This window comes from Chitinophaga lutea, from assembly GCF_003813775.1.
Lineage (GTDB): Bacteria > Bacteroidota > Bacteroidia > Chitinophagales > Chitinophagaceae > Chitinophaga > Chitinophaga lutea.
Window position 1 is genome coordinate 1,942,195 of the sequence record NZ_RPDH01000001.1, and the last position, 14,560, is coordinate 1,956,754.

The 14,560-nt window shown below is 54.8% G+C and carries 12 protein-coding genes; 4 read left to right on the plus strand and 8 right to left on the minus strand.

All coding sequences use genetic code 11. The features are described 5' to 3' along the window. Positions 1-10: 10 nt before the first annotated feature. On the minus strand, positions 11-2,128 hold the full coding sequence (locus EGT74_RS07735) for an alpha-L-fucosidase (RefSeq protein WP_123845935.1): 2,118 nt from the start codon (positions 2,126-2,128) through the stop codon (positions 11-13). Positions 2,129-2,736: 608 nt separating this feature from the next. Here EGT74_RS07735 and EGT74_RS07740 point away from each other — a divergent pair. Further along, positions 2,737-3,525, plus strand: a complete 789-nt coding sequence (locus tag EGT74_RS07740; protein WP_123845936.1) for an SDR family oxidoreductase — start codon at positions 2,737-2,739, stop codon at positions 3,523-3,525. Positions 3,526-3,543: 18 nt separating this feature from the next. After that, the gene (locus EGT74_RS07745) at positions 3,544-4,560 is read left to right on the plus strand and encodes a VOC family protein (RefSeq protein ID WP_123845937.1); all 1,017 of its coding nucleotides are present in this window, start codon (positions 3,544-3,546) and stop codon (positions 4,558-4,560) included. Between the two features lie 450 nt (positions 4,561-5,010). Here the strand turns inward: EGT74_RS07745 and EGT74_RS07750 are convergent, their stop codons facing one another. The 3 genes from EGT74_RS07750 to EGT74_RS07760 form a co-directional block, all read right to left on the minus strand. Beyond that, on the minus strand, positions 5,011-5,841 hold the full coding sequence (locus EGT74_RS07750; protein WP_158618053.1) for a 1-acyl-sn-glycerol-3-phosphate acyltransferase: 831 nt from the start codon (positions 5,839-5,841) through the stop codon (positions 5,011-5,013). A 200-nt stretch (positions 5,842-6,041) separates the two neighbouring features. Further along, positions 6,042-6,422, minus strand: a complete 381-nt coding sequence (locus EGT74_RS07755; protein WP_123845939.1) for a helix-turn-helix domain-containing protein — start codon at positions 6,420-6,422, stop codon at positions 6,042-6,044. 80 nt (positions 6,423-6,502) lie between these two features. Continuing rightward, complete coding sequence (locus EGT74_RS07760; RefSeq protein WP_123845940.1) at positions 6,503-7,132, minus strand: Crp/Fnr family transcriptional regulator; 630 nt, start codon at positions 7,130-7,132, stop codon at positions 6,503-6,505. 181 nt (positions 7,133-7,313) lie between these two features. On the opposite strand from EGT74_RS07760, the gene EGT74_RS07765 reads away from it, so the two are divergent. Together EGT74_RS07765 and EGT74_RS07770 are read left to right on the plus strand one after the other, a co-directional pair. Next, complete coding sequence (locus tag EGT74_RS07765; protein ID WP_220392824.1) at positions 7,314-7,640, plus strand: heavy-metal-associated domain-containing protein; 327 nt, start codon at positions 7,314-7,316, stop codon at positions 7,638-7,640. A gap of 52 nt (positions 7,641-7,692) precedes the next feature. Continuing rightward, positions 7,693-9,762, plus strand: coding sequence for a copper-translocating P-type ATPase (locus EGT74_RS07770; RefSeq protein WP_123845941.1), 2,070 nt, complete (start codon positions 7,693-7,695; stop codon positions 9,760-9,762). 184 nt (positions 9,763-9,946) lie between these two features. On the opposite strand, the gene EGT74_RS07775 is transcribed toward EGT74_RS07770, so the two are convergent. Genes EGT74_RS07775 through EGT74_RS07790 form a run of 4 tightly spaced genes read right to left on the minus strand, consistent with a single transcriptional unit; the run spans position 9,947 to position 14,537 of the window. Continuing rightward, positions 9,947-10,795: an ATP-binding cassette domain-containing protein gene (locus EGT74_RS07775; RefSeq protein WP_123845942.1), complete on the minus strand. Its 849-nt coding sequence runs from the start codon at positions 10,793-10,795 to the stop codon at positions 9,947-9,949. An 8-nt stretch (positions 10,796-10,803) separates the two neighbouring features. Beyond that, on the minus strand, positions 10,804-11,580 hold the full coding sequence (locus tag EGT74_RS07780) for an ABC transporter permease (RefSeq protein WP_123845943.1): 777 nt from the start codon (positions 11,578-11,580) through the stop codon (positions 10,804-10,806). Positions 11,581-11,587: 7 nt separating this feature from the next. Then, positions 11,588-13,384, minus strand: a complete 1,797-nt coding sequence (locus EGT74_RS07785; protein ID WP_123845944.1) for an OmpA family protein — start codon at positions 13,382-13,384, stop codon at positions 11,588-11,590. Between the two features lie 40 nt (positions 13,385-13,424). Continuing rightward, positions 13,425-14,537 (minus strand): hypothetical protein, encoded by a 1,113-nt coding sequence (locus tag EGT74_RS07790; protein ID WP_123845945.1) that lies wholly within the window; start codon positions 14,535-14,537, stop codon positions 13,425-13,427. Between the last annotated feature and the right edge of the window lie 23 nt (positions 14,538-14,560).

The window sequence follows — 14,560 nt, forward strand, 5'->3', positions numbered from 1 at the left end:
CCTTCTCTTTTTACCGCAACTGCAATTGCAGGTTCGGCAAGCCCATATCGTCGTGCGGCGTAGCGGGCTGATGGCGCTGCCAGCTCACCGGGAGCAGCCCGTCTTTTTTCAGCGGTACCGCCGGCAGGGTTTTCCTGTAGATCACCTGCGGAATGTTAAAATCAATATTCAGCGGCGTCTGTTTTTTGAAGTTGTTAAACAGCTTCACCACCAGCTGGTTCTTCCCCTGCTCCAGGTCCAGCAGCAGGATGTGTTCCATGCTGTCTTGCTTGAGCGGATTACTTTGAATGTAGCGTTCTTTCCCGTTCAGCGTCACCCGCACCGCGTCGCCGGCGGTGATTTTCACCAGTACCTGCTGTTTTGCCGGCGAGCTGATCTCCTGCAGAATGTAGTAGCCCGTCATCATCCCGGCCGGCAGCCAATACGTCTGCCCGTTTTTATAATTGGTTTGCTCCTTCCATGCACGGCCTTTGCCGTTGGGCCAGGGTTGGGTCACGTCTAGGTTCGCGAGGCTGCCGTTGCTGCCGCCGATACCAGAGAACATGGGCCCCTGCATATAGAACGCACCGAACTGCAGCCCCTTCGGCTGTAATTGCTCCGCCGTTCCGCCGTCAAGGGCTACCGTCTTACGCTCGTTCCCCAGCTGGAGGTCGATCGTTTTGCCTTTTTCTTCTTCGGTGTATTGCAGCACCGGCACGCTGCTGCCGGTTTTGGAAGACTGCAGCGTCCAGGCGTTTTTGATGGTGCTGGTGAAGCTGGTGTTATAATCCACGGTGGAATTGCTGAAATAGCGGAAAGCGTTGTTGTTCTGCAGGATGGTTCCTTCCGCTACGATATTGACCGGCGGAACGGTGAATCCGCCCGGCATTTCCAGCACAACCACTTTGAAAGGTGCCAGGTTGGCGGGCACCTGCACGATGCCCCCGTTTTTGGAAGCGCCTGTTTTCAGCGGTGTTTTGTCATCGAGCAGGTAGGCTTTCGTGATTTTGCCGGTGAGGCCGGGCAGAACGATCTCATTTTGGTCCGGCTGCCTCAGCAAATGGAGATACAGTTTGTTCTTCCGGCTGGTGATGCTGCCCCAGCTGAAAGGCACGTGGAAGGGATCCGGCGATGTGCCGTAGATCGCCTCGCCGTTCTTTTTCAGCCATTGGCCGATGGCCAGCAGCACGTCCCGTTCGAACTCCACCACGGTACCGTCGCCCCGCGGGCCGATGTTAAGCAAAAAGTTGCCGCCGCGGCTGGCTACACGGATGAGGCTGGTGAGTTTTTCATTGATCTTGGCCCGCATGTCGCCCCGCTGCTGCCAGGAGCGGTAGCCCCAGGTTTCGTGGAAAAACGACGCCGGGCTTTGCCAGGGCACGCCGATGATATAGTCCGGCTCCTGGTTATCTCCCATTACGGTGAAGTCGCCCATGTTATTCCCGATGCGGCTGCCGATCATACAATCGGGCTGCAGGCGGTGCACCAGTTCCCGCATTTCCTTACTCTGTTGCAGCGTCATGGAGCCCATATCGAACCACAGTTCCGTAACCGGGCCGTATTTTGTTAACAGTTCGGTGATCTGTTTTTTGTTGTAATCATGATGCGCGGGCGGAATGGAATCGGAGTTATGTCCCGAAATCGGCATCGCCGGCGGGAAATGCCAGTCGATCAAAGAGAAATACAACCCGAACGCCACGCCGTGCCGCTTGCACGCTTCGGACAGTTCTTTGAGAATATCCCTTTTGTAAGGCGTGGCGTCCATGATGTCGAACTGCGTAAAAGCGCAGTCATAGAGTGCAAAACCGTCGTGGTGCTTGGAGGTGATCACCACCGAGCCCATGCCGGCGTTTTTTGCCAGCAGCGCGATGCTGTCCGGGTTCCATTTGTCCGGGTTAAATCCCGCCGCCACATTTTCGTACGTATCGCTATACAGGCCGGCTGCGTGTGCCCTGATCTGTTCGGAGAGACCGCGGTTCACGGGTTTCCCTTCCCATACGCCGCCCAGCTGGGAATACACACCGAAGTGAATGAACATCGCATATTTACGGTCGCGCCATTTTTGGAGCTGTTCACTGTTTACCTGGGCAAAAACCTGACCCGCGGCCAGCAGGCATCCTGCCAGGACAATCGTTAATCGTTTCATCATTTTTATCGGGGAGAAAAGTTAATACGGATTCAAAGTAAGAAAAGATTTTAATTTTCTTATCTTCATCACCAGTGAACACCACGTACGCATGCAGTTCATTGATATTATTCCATCGTTGCATGAATCCGCATTTTATCCTTTCCGCCAGGCTCCGCCGGCAGAAAAATAATCCGGCAACATCAACGTCCACGAAAACCGGCCATGGAAAAGGACTTCCGGGTACGCAACCCGGCTCCCTGTACCGATCGACGGCGCTTCGTACATACGGAAACGTTACCTCCCGGCGCCTGTGCGGCAGATGTACGCCTTGCTCCGGATGACGCCGCTGTAACAAAGAAGTACCCAGGAAACCTGTTTTGCAGCAATGCAGAGGGCTGCACCGGGCCTTCAGACGGAATTACCCGCTGTGATACTCATCATCCCGGAAAACCGGTAGTTTCCGCTACCGGCCATACGGCAGGCGCCGTCGGCCCACGGCGGGAAAATTATCCGGCACGGGAAAACCGCTGAAATAAACGGCCGTTTTGCGCGTTTCGGGAACATGCAAACCGGCATTCAACGGAAAGAACGGGAAACCGGGTGTGGCACGCCACTAAAAGACTAACAGCATGGGATTTTTTACGAATAAAGTGATATGGATTACGGGAGCTTCCTCCGGTTTGGGGGAAGAACTGGCTTTGCAGCTGGCGAAGGAAAACGCCCGGCTGATACTGACTGCCCGCAACAGGGAAGCGCTCACCACCGTACAGCAGAAAGCCGGCGGGGAATCGGTGCTTTTGCCGGCAGACCTCGAAAAGGACGACCTGCAACAGCTGTCCGCCGCCGCACTGAAAGCATACGGGCACATCGATATTTTGATTAACAATGCCGGGATAACGCAACGTTCCATGGCGGAAGACACCCAGCCGGCGGTAGACCGGCGGCTGATGGAAATCAATTTCTTCGCGCCCGTTACACTCACCAAAAGCCTGCTTCCCCATTTCCGGGAACGGAATACGGGGATGGTGGTAGTGATGAGCAGTATGGCGGGACTGATGGGTTTCCCCCTGCGAACCTCCTATGCGGCAGCGAAACATGCCCTGCAGGGGTATTTCGAAACGCTGCAGGTGGAGCATACCATCCCGGGGTTTTCAGCGATGATCGTGAGCCCCGGCCGCATCAACACCCCCATTTCCCTGCATGCGCTGACCGCCAGCGGCGAAGCGCATAACAAAATGGACAAGGGGCAGGCCAACGGGATTCCCGTGGATGTCTGCGTCAGGAAAATCGTGGCGGGGATGCGGAATGGGAAACAACGCGTGATCGTAGCACGAAGCGAGCGGCTGCTGTGGTTATTTCACAAACTGGTGCCGCCTCTGTATTATTATATAGCCCGCAAAGTGGGAGCCAATCAATAAATGCCTAAAACAACTGTTATGACTTACATTACCGGAATTCAGCAAATTGGTATTGGTGTGCGAAATGTCCGCGAGTCCATGTTAGGATACAAGGAGCATTTCGGCATGGACGTGCTGATATTTGACGATACCTCCGAAGCTACGCTGATGACCCCCTATACCGGCGGCACCGTACATCGCAGGCGGGCCGTGCTCTCCCTCAATATGCAAGGCGGCGGCGGATTCGAGATCTGGCAGTTCCAGGACCGCCAGCCCGTAGCGCCGGCACAGGTACCGCAATACGGCGACCTGGGCATTTACGCCGCAAAAATCAAATGCCGCAACATCGAAGCCGCGCACCAGCATCTCAAAGGCTGCAATGCCGTGAAAGTGGGCGAGCTCACCAAAGACCCCGCCGGCCAGCCGCACTTTTATGTGACGGACGCGCATGAAAATACTTTTGAAATCGTAACCGGCAACCACTGGTTCCACAAAAACAGCAATGCCTGCGGCGGCGTAACCGGCGCCGTGATCGGCGTACGCGACATGGAAAAAGCGGTGGGCTTCTACCGCGATATTCTCGGCATCGACGAGATGGTGTACGACGTGGCCGACGCGAAATACCGCAAAGTGCTGCTCCGCAAACACCCCGGCCGCATCGGCGCATTCCATAAACTGCTGGGCTCCGTGGAAATAGAGCTGGTGCAGAGCCTCGCCCGCGAGCCCGTAAAAATCTACCAGAACCGTTATTGGGGCGATTGTGGATTCATCCACCTCTGCTTCGACGTGATCGATATGTGCGCGCTCAAAGAGCACGCCTCCAAACTGGGCTATCATTTCTCCATCGACAGCCTGGATTCCTTCGCCATGGAAAGCGCCGCCGGCCGCTTCTGCTACGTGGAAGACCCGGACGGAACGCTGATAGAACTGGTGGAAACCCACAAAGTGCCGCTCTATAAAAAATGGGGGCTGTACCTGAACCTGAAGAAACGTTCGCTGGAAAAACCGCTGCCGGACTGGATGATCCGGATGCTGTCGCTCAGTAAGGTGAAGTAGGCGGATGGTGCGGCTGCCTTACAGCCGTATCAGCCTGTAAATCAGGTCGTGCTTTATTTGTCGCAGGAATAGTGAACCCTGGTGTAAGTCCCGGTGGTTTCACATTCCCTGGCAAAGCCAAAGCAGATGTACGCGGCATTGGTTGCTGAATTAGCGAAACCAGGTGTAAGTCTGGCAAGTTTCCCTGGAAAACAAAGCAGATGTACGCGGCATTGGTTGCTGAATTAGCGAAACCAGGTGTAAGTCTGGCAGGTTTATATTCCCTGGAAAACAAAGAAGATGTACGCGGCACTGGTTGCTGAATTAGCGAAACCAGGTGTAAGTCTGGCAGGTTTATATTCCCTGGAAAACAAAGAAGATGCACGCGGCACTGGTTGCTGAATTAGCGAAACCAGGTGTAAGACTGGCTAGGTTCACAATCCCCGCAGGGTTACATTCCGAGCAACCGCCCTACACCGACTTATACTCCTTATAACACCAGGCAGTGAAAGGCAGTATTGCCAACAGCCACCACGCCCAGGCCCCGAACACCGCCGCGGCGATGCCGGTTACCGCCAGCAGGAGGAGCGGGTAAGTGAGGTACATACAGGTGAACAGCACCGAATCGTAAAACACCGTTCCTTTTGTTTTCTTCCTGGCGAAGTTCCGCCAGCATACATAAAACCACCTTTGCGTGAACCAACCGATGGCTGCGGGAATCGCCAGCAGCCACCGGTTCCGCTTTTCCGGCTGCATGTCCTGCAAACCCGCCTGCATGCCTGTTTCGAGGCGCTGGTGAAGGGTGTCATTGAAAGTTTTGCTGTGATGCGACTCGTGCATCACCTCCCCGAAATACACATGAATGCTTTTGGGCACCGCATCGAAAGAATCGTAGATGATCGATACCGGCTGTATGTGCAGCGACGAGAGGCCCTCGTTCTTCCACGCGTTGATCGCCATCCTGAAAGTCCCCTTCCGCAGCGGACGTACATTGTATTCATTCACACAGATGCCTTCCGGGAAAATCAGGATACACCCGTTTTTACGGAGTATCTCTATGGAATGGTGAAATGTTTCCTCATTCTTCACGAGATTCTCTTTCCCCTCGCTGAGCCGGAAAATGGGGATCATATGCATGGCATGCAGTATCCGCGCCACCCATGGCTTCTTAAACGCGTCGCCGCGTGCCAGGAAGTGCAGGCTGCGCGGCATCAGCGCGCCCATGATCATTGCGTCGAGGAAAGAATTGGGATGGGTACAGGCCAGGATGCAGGGCTCATGGTTTTCTTTGTAATGGAACACTATCCGCTTACAATAAAACTGTAAAGCAACCCGAACCGATATTTTCAACAGACTATAAAGCATTGTTCTCCGCCAGGCGTTGGCACGTTTAGTTCACTATACCGCTGCAACAGCGGTGCGGTACAATATCGTGCATTGTCCGACGTAAAACAAGACCCGCCACGCAAAATTTTACGGCGCGCCTGCCCGCTGCTCCCTGCTTACTTCCGGTGCGGGCCCAGCTGCCGGATGCCGTACTTCTGGAGGTCGAACTTCATTTCCAGTAACTGGAACAGGAGCATATTCAGGGCTTCCAGCTTTGAAATAATACGTGGATAGATGCTTGGTTCCGCGTTCGGGACCACCACGCTGTGCCCCCTGACCACATTCAGGATATCTTCTTCGGAAAAAGCGAAGAACTGGGCGGGCGACAGGTTAAAAATGGAAAGAATGGAATCCAGCCGGTTACAGTGCATATTGGTGGCGCCGGATTCCATCGAAACATACGTGGAGCTCGATACATTCAGCTGCTCCGCCATGTAGTGCTGGGTCAGATTGTGCAGCACACGCAGGAGATAGAGTTTTCTGCTGATTTCTTTCATGATGTCAATGGTTGAGGTTAAGAAATTGGTGCGATACCAACAAAACTAGCAGTATCCCCAATATTATCTCTTGACATTTGTCAAAAAATCCGCTGCTTCTTCGACGGATATTTTCCGGACCGGACGCGGCTCAGCGTAGCCGCATCGATGCCGAGGTACGAAGCGATATACTGCAACGGCACACGGCTCACAATATCCGGATGCATCTCCAGCAGCTTGTCGTACCGCACTTTGGCATCGTCCATGCGCAGTGAGATGGCGCGGGTTTCCATCTGTATGTAATATTCCTCCGTCAGCTCACGGCCGATGTTGTTGAAGGCAGGATATTTTCTATACAGCGCCTTCAGCCGCTCATATTCCAGCGATATGCACACGGTGTCTTCCAGCGTCTCCAGCACTTCGCGGCTGGGCACCTGCCGGAAGAAACTCTTCACCGAAATGATCACATCGCGCTCCTTCATGAACCACGAGGTAATGTCTTCCCCTTCGTCCGACACATAATATCCGCGCACCAGCCCCTTCATCCCGAAATAACAATGCCGGCATATTTTGCCCAGTTCCAGGATGATGGATTTTTTCCTGAAAAACACGACCTCGGTCTGTTGCCGGATATCGTTTTCCAGGGTGGGCGAGACGGGCTCGATCTGGTTGAAAAGTGCAAACATATTTGCATACATGGCGTCCGTTTCAGCGTCGCTAAATTGTTTCATATTGCTCTGCAGATTGGTTTTTCATTGATATCGGCCCATATGGGCATTGGTCGGTTAACTTGAGGGGGGAACTATCCAAATATAAGCAAATGAGGGTTTAAATATAAAAGAAAGGCAAAATTATATAATGCCTCCGCCAAGGCCTGTCGCTACTTTTGTTGAACATTAAAACACACCGACAATGAAAAAAGTAATCGCCGTACTCGCCGGCCTCACCGCTACCCTGAACGTATTCGCGCAATCCGCAAAAACCGACTCTTTCACCGTTTCCGGTAATTGCAACATGTGCAAAAAGAGAATCGAAAAGGCCGCCCTCACCGATGGCGTCACCAAAGCGCTGTGGAATGTTGATACGAAGGTGATGACCATCACGTACGATTCGGCCAAAACGTCCGCTGAAGCAGTTCAAAAGAAAATCGCCGTTTCCGGCCACGACACGGAAAAACAGAAAGCGACCGAATCGGCCTACAACCTGCTCCCGGGCTGCTGCCGTTATGAGCGCAAATAGCCGCTCAAACAAAGCACAGCCACGAACGTTATAACCATATAAACCGGAAGCAATGGAAAACCACCACAACCATCATCACGAACATCAGCAGCATACACCGGCGCCGCAGCCGCACCAGCAGCCGGATCACGCCCAGCATCAGCAGCCGCACAAGGAACACGACCAGCACGGCGGGCACGATGAACACGCGGGCCATCATACGGGCGACTTCCTGAAACGTTTCTGGATCTGCCTTGCGGTAACCGTACCGGTATTGCTGTTGTCGCACATGATACAGGAGTGGCTGAACCTCCACATCGACTTTCCGGGCGATCAATACCTGCTCCTCGCACTCAGCAGCTTCATTTTTGTATACGGCGGCTGGCCGTTCCTGGTGGGCCTGGTACGCGAACTGAAACACGGCAACCCGGGCATGATGACGCTGGTGGCCGTTGCCATCACCACCGCCTACGTATACAGCGTGGCCGTGGTATTCGGGCTGAAGGGCATGGATTTTTTCTGGGAGCTGGCCACGCTGATCGACATCATGCTGCTGGGTCACTGGCTCGAAATGAAATCGCAGATGGCGGCTTCGAAGGCGCTGGAGTCGCTCGTGGAACTGCTGCCCGCCGTGGTGCACGTGGAGCATGGCGATCATGTGATGGACATCCCGCTGAAGGATCTGCAACAGGACCAGGTGGTACTCGTCAAACCCGGTGAAAAAATCCCGGCGGACGGCCTCATCATCGACGGCAGTTCCTACGTGAACGAGAGTATGCTGACAGGTGAAAGCACTCCGGTGAAAAAGGAAAAAGACGCCAAAGTGATCGGCGGCGCGGTGAATGGAGACGGCGCATTGCGCATACGCGTAACCGGCACCGGCGGCAACAGCTACCTCAACAAAGTGATCACCATGGTGCAATCCGCGCAGGGCGCCAAATCGAAAACACAGAACCTGGCCAATAAAGTGGCGAAGTGGCTCACCATCATTTCCATCAGTGTGGGTGTGATCACGTTCATTGTTTGGCTGACGGCCGGGCAGGAACTCTCTTACGCACTGGAGCGCATGGTAACGGTGATGGTCACCTCCTGCCCGCACGCACTGGGTGTAGCCATTCCCCTGGTGGTAGCCGTATCCACCACGCTGTCCGCCACGCACGGCCTGCTCATCCGTAACCGCACCGCATTCGAGAATGCGCGCCGGCTCACCACCATCATCTTCGACAAAACCGGCACGCTCACCAAAGGCAGCCACGAAGTGCAGAAGGTCATCCCCCTGAACGGACAATTCAGCGAAGCGGAAATACTGCAATACGCCGCCGCCATCCAGCAGAATTCGGAACACCACATCGCGCATGGCGTGATGCGGCGGCTGAAGGAGCAACAGCTCGAACTGTGGAAGTCGTCGGACTTCCAGTACATGCAGGGCATCGGCGTGAAAGGCACCGTGAACGGCAAACAGGTGGTGGCGGCCGGCCCGAATTATTTCAAACAGGAAAAACTCACTTCCCCGTCAATCCCCGACGGTATCGACCAATCCACCGATACGGTGAACTTCGTACTGATCGACGGCGAACCGGCCGGCATCATCACGCTGGCCGACAGCATCCGCGAGTCCGCGGCGGAAGCCATCGCGCAGCTGAAGGAGATGCACATCAAATCTTTCCTGCTCACCGGCGACAATGAAAAAGTAGCCGCGGCCGTGGCGAAGAAACTCAACATGGACGGCTACCTGGCCAACGTACTGCCGCACGAAAAACAGAACAAGGTGAAAGAGTTCCAGGACAAAGGGGAAATCGTGGCCATGACGGGCGATGGCGTGAACGACGCCCCCGCACTGGCGCAGGCCGACGTGGGCATCGCCGTAGGCTCCGGCACGGACGTTGCCGCCGAAACCGCCGATATCATCCTTGTGAACAGCGACCCGAAAGACGTGGTGCGGATGATCTCCTTCGGCAGGGCCACCTACCGCAAAATGGTGCAGAACCTCATCTGGGCGGTGGGCTACAACGTGATCGCCATTCCCCTGGCCGCCGGCGTCCTCTACCCGAAATTCATGCTGAGCCCCGCCATGGGCGCCATCCTGATGAGCGTCAGCACCATTGTAGTGGCGATCAATGCGAAAATGTTGCGGGTGAAATAATTCCCGCAACAGCTGTCAGCTGATTGACCGCTTTAAAAACAAACGGACCGCATGCAAAAACATCACCAGCCGGCCAGGAGACGATTACGGCGAATAAATACGCCCATTGAGACACCGCACCGGCATAAAAAAAGCTGAGACCCTTTACGGATTTCAGCTTTATTAATTTTAGCCGGGACGGTCGTTACGATTGCAGCATCAGTTTTTTGATATCGTGCACGCAGGCAAGATGGTCGTTGTCGAAACCATCGTGCCAGGCCAATCCCATTTGTTTCAGGTCGAAATGTTTGATGATGGTGCCCGCATGAGTGGCCGCGTTGACCTCGGCAGGCGGGTAACCGATCACGTACAGCGAATCCGCCAGTTCCACCGCCAGTTCGATATCATGCGTGCTGAACATGATCGTGTTCAGCTCATGACTTTCGTTGATCAGCTGGAAAGCCTTCTTCACGTTGTCGATGTTTCCCACGTCGAGGCCGGAGAAGGGTTCGTCGAGCACCATGTAATAACCGGAGCTCAGGAGCTGCTCCAGGATGGCGGTACGCTGGCGTTGGCCGCCGGACAGTTCGTTGGGAAACTGGTCCTTGTTTTTCTCCAGTCCCCAGTCGGCCAGGTAATGCATGATCTTCTCGTCTTTTTCCTGGCTGGAGAGGTTACTTTTCCGCAGCGCGAAATGCAATGCCTGGTATACGGTTTTATGCCGGAAGAGCGTGTATTTCTGGTTCACGAACCCCACATCCCCTTCCTCCACCAGCTTTGCCGGCTGGCGGCCGTCGGTGGGGGGCTGGGAGTAATCGGGAATGAGCACCCTGCCGGAAGTGGGTTTGGCCAAACCGGTGAGCGCCTTGAACAGGGTGGATTTGCCCCGGCCGGAACGGCCTACGAAGGCGATGATCTGGCCCTGCTTTTTTTCCGGCCGCACCACGTCGCGCTCGATCAGGTTCACGTCTTTGAGCACCACCTTTTCCCCGTAAGCGACGGTGAGGTTCTCCACGTGGAGGATGGTGTCTTTTTGTTCGTATGCAACTGGCATGTGTTTCCTTAGAATGTTGAGTATCTGAATAATGCTTTACGGGTGGCGTTGATGGCCCAGTCGAGCAGCAGGCCCACCGCGAGGATGACCAGCTGCAGCGCCACGATGCGCCCGTGGTTCATGAACTTGTCGCTGTTCTTGATCAGCACGCCCAAACCACCGGCGGCTACCAGGATGGATTCCACCGTCACAAGCATCATCCAGATGATGGCGAGGTTCTGCCGCAGGGCGTCCAGCACGTAGTCCATCCGGCCTTTGATCACCACTTCGAGCAATACTTCCCAGCGGGTGCATTTCAGCGAACGGGCGTGATCTATTTCTTCTTCCGGGATATCTTTCAATACCGCCAGCATGGAAGTGATAAAATACAGGCTCATGAAAATGAACAGCACGCTGACCTGCATGGTGCGCGCGTTGCTCACCAGTATCGCCAGGTAAAAGGTGATGCCGGTGAGGGGCAGGTACCTGACCTTGCTGAGTACCACCGCCAGCGGCCTGATGGCAGGCAACGGCGAGAGGTACACGATGATGAGCGACAGGATGATGGACAGCACGGCGGCCTGGAAACAAAGCGCCAGGGAGCTGGCGATGTGCACCACCAGCCCTTCCTTATACAGCGCGGCAAAACCCTCCCATACCTGGCCCGGCGTCGGGAACAGGTGTTTGGTGCCGCTTGAAGAAATTATCCAGAAAACGGCCACGAGCAGTATCCAAATGCCGGTGATCATCATCGCCTGGCTGCGGGTAACCGTTTCAAATGGCCGGAACCAATTCTTAATATTCATCCACGGGTTATTTAAGGATAGCGATCACCACGCGCCTGTTCTGTGCTTTACCGGCGGGAGTGGTGTTGTCGGCCACCGGCTCGTCCTGGCCCTTACCGTCCACTTTCTGGAAACGGTCGGCAGGGATGCCTTTCTGGATCAGGTAGCTTTTCACGGCTTCGGCACGGGCGGTAGACAGGGAATAGTTGCCTTCCTGGTTACCGGTGTTATCGGTATGGCCTACGAGTTCCAGTTTGGAATCTTCCGCCTGCACCAGCAGGTTGTAGATCTGCTCGAGGATGTCTTTCCCTTCTGGACGGATAGACGCGCGGCCCACGTCGAAGTTGATGCGCCATTCGCCGGACGCTACCACCTGGGTGGCTTTCTTCGAATAGTCGGTAGCGTATGCCGCACCGGCGTCGATATTCTGGATGGCTTTGATGAACGACAGGTTCACCGCTTCCTCGTAAGGCACGATGCGTTTTACGTTCTGGTTGAAGCCGGCGGGGTTGAGGTCTTTCAGGTAACGGGATACCTGGTCGTACACCGCCTTGTAACGGTTCACACCGTCGGTTACGCCGTAATACTGGTTGGCGTCCGCGAAGTTGAACACCCTGGAACCGCCCATGTTATAGGAGATACCGTTCTTTTCGCCTTTCTGGCCTTTGAACATATCGTACCAGTATTGCGGAGTTTCCATGCCGAAGCTCTTGGCCACGGCCTCGGAAGCTCTTCTGCGCCAGGTATCGTACTGTTTCATCTGGTTGGAGGCGATGAACGCGGATTTGAAGATGTTGCTCACGGTTTCCTTGTTCTTGTCGGCCCATTCTTTCACAAACAGCACGGTGGTAGCCATCTGGTTGTTGAATTCCTTGGTAGACACGATGTCGGTGAAACCGGAGAGGGCGTCGAACACGGTTTTGTCGCCGGGCGTCCAGGTGGCGCAGCCGTCTACTTTTTTGTTGATGGTTTTACCGGTGAGCTTGCCGTTTTTCACTTCTTTCAGCGGAACGGTCCAGCCTGCCGTCTGTGATTTGATCAGTTCTTTGGCAGACTCCATATAGTCGTCGTTCGCGGACGCGAGGAAGTTCACCGCGTCTTCGTCGTAAGTGGTGGGATCGGGGTTGATCTTGAGGCCGTTCGCGGCAGCGTAGTTCACCGCCGTTACCCAGTCGCCGTCGCCGATCACCGCGGAAATGAGCGCGCCTTTCATGGAGGGCGGGTTCATTTTCCAGCTCGGGGGCCCGATCAGTTTGTCTTCGCCATAGCTCAGGCCCACGGCGCCCATGGCCTGCACGTGGTATTTGCCTTCGCCGTATTTATCGTTCAGCGCCTGCTGTACGGAGCTCACATAAAAGGGAACGCCGTCGCCCATGATCATGATGCCCGCCACGCCTTCTTTGGGGTTGGCGTTGCCGCGGTCGAACTCCTCGATGAATTTCATCTGCAGGTTGCGCAGCTCGGAGAGCCAGTCCTGGCGGATGATCTCCAGGTTCACGCCGTTTCTCTCCATCTGTGAGCCTTTGGTGGTTTTGGCGCCGCCGTTGGCCACGATGATGCCCGACTGGGCGTTCCAGGCGTAAGCCGCGATCCGCACCAGCGGTTTGGACGCTACGTCGCTGGAAGCCGTTTCCTCCGGCAGGGGTAATTCCGCGGAGGTGGTAACGTTGTTTACGTCTTTATCGCTTACATCCAGTTTGCTGAGGCTCTTCGACTCGTCGACCCGCAGGCCCGGAGACAGGAAATAAACGCCCGCGCCGATAGCGCCGGCTACTGCCAGGGTGATGAGGGCTTTCGACAAAAAGGTTAATTTAGACCACTTCATAGTTATGCTTGGGTTGTGTGTTACTTAAATAGTGAGGTTGTTAATTGAAAATGTCACCGAAGCCTTTGCTTTCGATTTTATCTTCCGGGGACAGTTTGTAGTTGGGATTGCTGTATTTTTTTGCATCCGGCACAGCGTAGTTATCCGTTTTGATCTGGTCGGCCAGTTTATCCAGTTTCGCATACAGCTCGTCGCTGTCTGTGGAGTACTGGCTGGTGAGGGTGTCCAGGTCGAGCAGGTTTTCCTTGGTGGTAGCCAGGTCGAGGGCGATGGTATTGGTCACCACGTCGAGGGCGTATTCCAGTTCCCATCCCTTGGTGAACAGCATGGCGGATTTGGCCTGTTCCGTAGCGCGTTTGGATGCTTCGGCGAAAGCGTATTCCTTTTTCAGCATGTCGATGCTCACTTCAAAATCGGCGATCTTGATTTCCATGGCGGTGTCTACCATGTTCAGCTTGCGGTCGAGCTTGCCGATCACGTGCGCGCGGCTGCCGTATTTGCGGACGAGGCCGGTGCTCTGGTTGAGCAGGTGGCTCACCCTTTGCGCTTCGCTCAGCGTTTTCATGATGTTGGTCTGCAGTTCCACGTATTCATCGGAGTCTTTCGCGGCCGCTTCGCCCAGTTTCCTTTCCAGCTCCTGCATTTTGTTTTTGGTCGTTTCCGCCCGGGATTGCAGGGTGAGCACTTTTTCCTGGTAGTCTTTCGACTCTTTTTCCGCTTTCATGGATTCCGCTTCCATCGTGGATTTGATGGCCTTGATCTTCGCTTTGGCCTGTTTGAACTCAGCGCGGTTGTTGATCATTTTCTGTTTCTGATCTTCCAGTTCCCCGAAAGGATCGTATTTGATCAGCATTTTATGCAGCGCCCGTGCGAGGCGTTTCATGCCTTTGATGAATACCGGGAGGAGGATGAAGAAGCCGATCACCAGCACCGCCACGGCGATAGCTCCCAGCACGTTCCCTATCCAGGTGAATACGATCGGCAGAATGTAGGCATAGAGGCCCCAGGCGATGGTGCCGATGAGCACGACGCCCACCACGGCGCCCAGCCCTTTTTCCCCTTTGCGCCAGTTCTGCGGATTGAAGGTGATTTCGTTTTTTTCAAAATGCTTGAGAATAGGCAGCTCCAGCACTTTGTTAGATTCCTGCGACATATGTGTGAATTTGAATGTGTGCG

What these genes read in the sequence shown, in the direction of transcription:
- EGT74_RS07755 (WP_123845939.1), bottom strand. Translation starts at nt 6,422, where the DNA reads ATGAAAGAAATCAGCAGAAAACTCTATCTCCTGCGTGTGCTGCACAAT.
- EGT74_RS07765 (WP_220392824.1), top strand. Translation starts at nt 7,314, where the DNA reads ATGAAAAAAGTAATCGCCGTACTCGCCGGCCTCACCGCTACCCTGAAC.
- EGT74_RS07760 (WP_123845940.1), bottom strand. Translation starts at nt 7,132, where the DNA reads ATGAAACAATTTAGCGACGCTGAAACGGACGCCATGTATGCAAATATG.
- EGT74_RS07775 (WP_123845942.1), bottom strand. Translation starts at nt 10,795, where the DNA reads ATGCCAGTTGCATACGAACAAAAAGACACCATCCTCCACGTGGAGAAC.
- EGT74_RS07770 (WP_123845941.1), top strand. Translation starts at nt 7,693, where the DNA reads ATGGAAAACCACCACAACCATCATCACGAACATCAGCAGCATACACCG.
- EGT74_RS07740 (WP_123845936.1), top strand. Translation starts at nt 2,737, where the DNA reads ATGGGATTTTTTACGAATAAAGTGATATGGATTACGGGAGCTTCCTCC.
- EGT74_RS07780 (WP_123845943.1), bottom strand. Translation starts at nt 11,580, where the DNA reads ATGAATATTAAGAATTGGTTCCGGCCATTTGAAACGGTTACCCGCAGC.
- EGT74_RS07785 (WP_123845944.1), bottom strand. Translation starts at nt 13,384, where the DNA reads ATGAAGTGGTCTAAATTAACCTTTTTGTCGAAAGCCCTCATCACCCTG.
- EGT74_RS07735 (WP_123845935.1), bottom strand. Translation starts at nt 2,128, where the DNA reads ATGATGAAACGATTAACGATTGTCCTGGCAGGATGCCTGCTGGCCGCG.
- EGT74_RS07790 (WP_123845945.1), bottom strand. Translation starts at nt 14,537, where the DNA reads ATGTCGCAGGAATCTAACAAAGTGCTGGAGCTGCCTATTCTCAAGCAT.
- EGT74_RS07745 (WP_123845937.1), top strand. Translation starts at nt 3,544, where the DNA reads ATGACTTACATTACCGGAATTCAGCAAATTGGTATTGGTGTGCGAAAT.